2 protein-coding genes are annotated in these 2,289 nt (G+C 49.0%); both read right to left on the reverse strand.

Going from position 1 to position 2,289, the window contains the following annotated elements; genetic code table 11:
* Nucleotides 1–376 precede the first annotated feature (376 nt).
* The gene (gene cdiI, locus TX23_RS26570) at nt 377–757 is read right to left on the reverse strand and encodes a ribonuclease toxin immunity protein CdiI (RefSeq protein WP_157243961.1); all 381 of its coding nucleotides are present in this window, start codon (nt 755–757) and stop codon (nt 377–379) included.
* Nucleotides 758–2,289, reverse strand: a 1,532-nt coding sequence (locus TX23_RS28640; RefSeq protein WP_244885991.1) for a DUF637 domain-containing protein, incomplete at its 5' end; no start/stop codon positions are given.

Here is a 2,289-nt window from a genome sequence, read left to right on the forward strand (position 1 = left end):
CGATTCACGCGGGCTGTCCTTGTTCGAGTGGTGTGTGTTCGCAACTATCACCGTAGACCAAGGACGGCCTTTTTTCATTTTTCTGTAGTCATATCAGCTGGTTAGCTGTTAAGGAAGTGCCATTCAAATCTGTCCCCTTTTTCACAAATAAATCCGTCCCCTTTTTTCCGTCCCTTTTTTCCCGGATTCATAAATAAAAAAGGGCGGTTTGCAACCGCCCGCTTGACTAAGCTCAAGCTCGTCAAGTGCACAAATAAAAATCAATTATTAAAGAGCTATAATACGCCAAACCACTTCTAAACCAATAGAGCAAAAAACCAAACCCGCCCAACTTCCACTTTTGGCTAGTACGGAACAGCGAGCGCCAAGCAAGACTTCATGCAGGGAGCCCCGCTATTAGCTCATTTACCTTGGTGATATCTTCCGGATGAAGTTGGAGGTATTTCTCGCAAGCGAGCCTCACAAGACGGTAACCATCCGTTTCGGAAACAACAATTTCCCCATCAAAAACACCAAACATTAATCCATCGAATTTTAGTTCCTCATCTGAACCTTCTAGGTCCGGCAGATGAAAGTATGCCTCATCAAAACAAAAGCCAACACCATCAGCAAGCAAAGACAACCCGCACAAAAACTTCTTACTCATATTTATAGAGTTAAAGAATTCCTTAACAACCCAAAACTCATCATTATCATAATCGATACCTTTAAAAATATACTCACTTAAGACCCCCTCACCTGCGAAATCACTAGCCATTCAGTTAGCCTCCGGAAAGAAATTTTTCACAGTCTTACCGTCCAAGTAAACTCTAAACTTCACACCGCCTGCTGCTGCCGTGTACTCTCTCAACCCCTGTGAAATTGCTGAGTTGTATCCACTAGCAGCGGCCTGCTGCCCAAGGTCCAATATTTTTGAATCAGTAAACACCTTGGGATCATAAACAGTTTTTGTAAACACCTCTGCTTTATAGCCAGTCACATTTCCTGCTCTGTCATAAGCTGGAATTTGATATTTAATCTCGGATATTCCATTTACCCCTCCCGAAGTCTGGCTAACAACCTTGGCCCCGTTCTGGGTTGCGGCCTGAGAAAAAGCATCAAGATTGTGGGTTCCACTTATCCCTTTCCTCTGAGTTAACCCATCAAAACCACTCAGGTGATTTTTGATACTTGGATTAAAACTCATCCCCTCAGGGAACGTGGCTACTCCTTTTGCGCTCGCATCTACAATATTCCTATCAACCAGCGTACCAGCTTCCGAATCCGTCCGCGCACTCGTCCCGTTTGGATTTTTAGACGGCATTTCTTTCGCCGCACTCGCCATCGCACGCTTATAAGCCAGCGCTCCAGCCGCAGTCCCTAACCCCACCGCCAGCGCGACTTTCAGGTCATCTGTGATGGCTTGCGCCTGCGCATCACTAAGCCCCCATTTGGCTTTGAGCGAATCAACCATCGCGCCTACCGAATGCTCGGTGGTGGCAGTGGCCAACATCTCCTGGAATTCATAATTTGAATTTATGAGGCTTTGTACTGCGTCTCGGGCCTTCGGTGAGCCGTAATCGACGATGTCCTTGATGGGGTCCAGGTCCGCCATGGTATTGGCGACCACTTTGGAATGGTCAGCGCAAGATGATGGAGTGGCCCGGCAGCTGGCTATCGCCTCTAGGTCCTGTTGAATACTCAGCTCTTTGAACTTACGCGTGGTGTCTTCAATACAGGCATCAGAGGCACACGCCGCTATCTTTTTCGCCGCTCTCTCAAGTTGGTTGTGAGACAGGTAGTTATATTGCGTAGAGTTCTGTGCAATCCATTTCCCTTGCTCCAGAGTGGCTGCATCTGCATCCTTCTGCCCGGCAGCGGCCAGTACACCCACGATCTGCGAACTCATCGTCAGCAGCTCTTCGTTGCCTTTGACCAGCGTATCGAGATGAGTAACCAGCGCCTCGTTCGCCCCCGCCGCCAACGCACCGGTTTTAAAATCGCCGCCTGTAGCCTCAGCCAGCAAACCACCCACCATCGCGTGAATAGCAACCTTAGGTACCGAGCCATCGGCAATTACGCCTTCGGTGTAATTTCCCACCAGGTTGAAACTGGCTGCCGCCAACGTATTGAACAGCGCACTTTTCAGCGCATCACTGGCGCTACCACCCTGCCCCAGCGCTTTGCTCAACAGCATGGATGTGCCGCTTTGCAACGTCTGGTTGGCGGCAAATTTACCGACTCCGCTCCACGTATTCAGTAGACCTGGCGTCGTGACTTTCCCAGTGATTGTGTTTGTTTGAGTCCCCG

The organism is Pseudomonas paralactis, from assembly GCF_001439735.1.
GTDB classification, from domain to species: Bacteria; Pseudomonadota; Gammaproteobacteria; order Pseudomonadales; family Pseudomonadaceae; genus Aquipseudomonas; species Aquipseudomonas paralactis.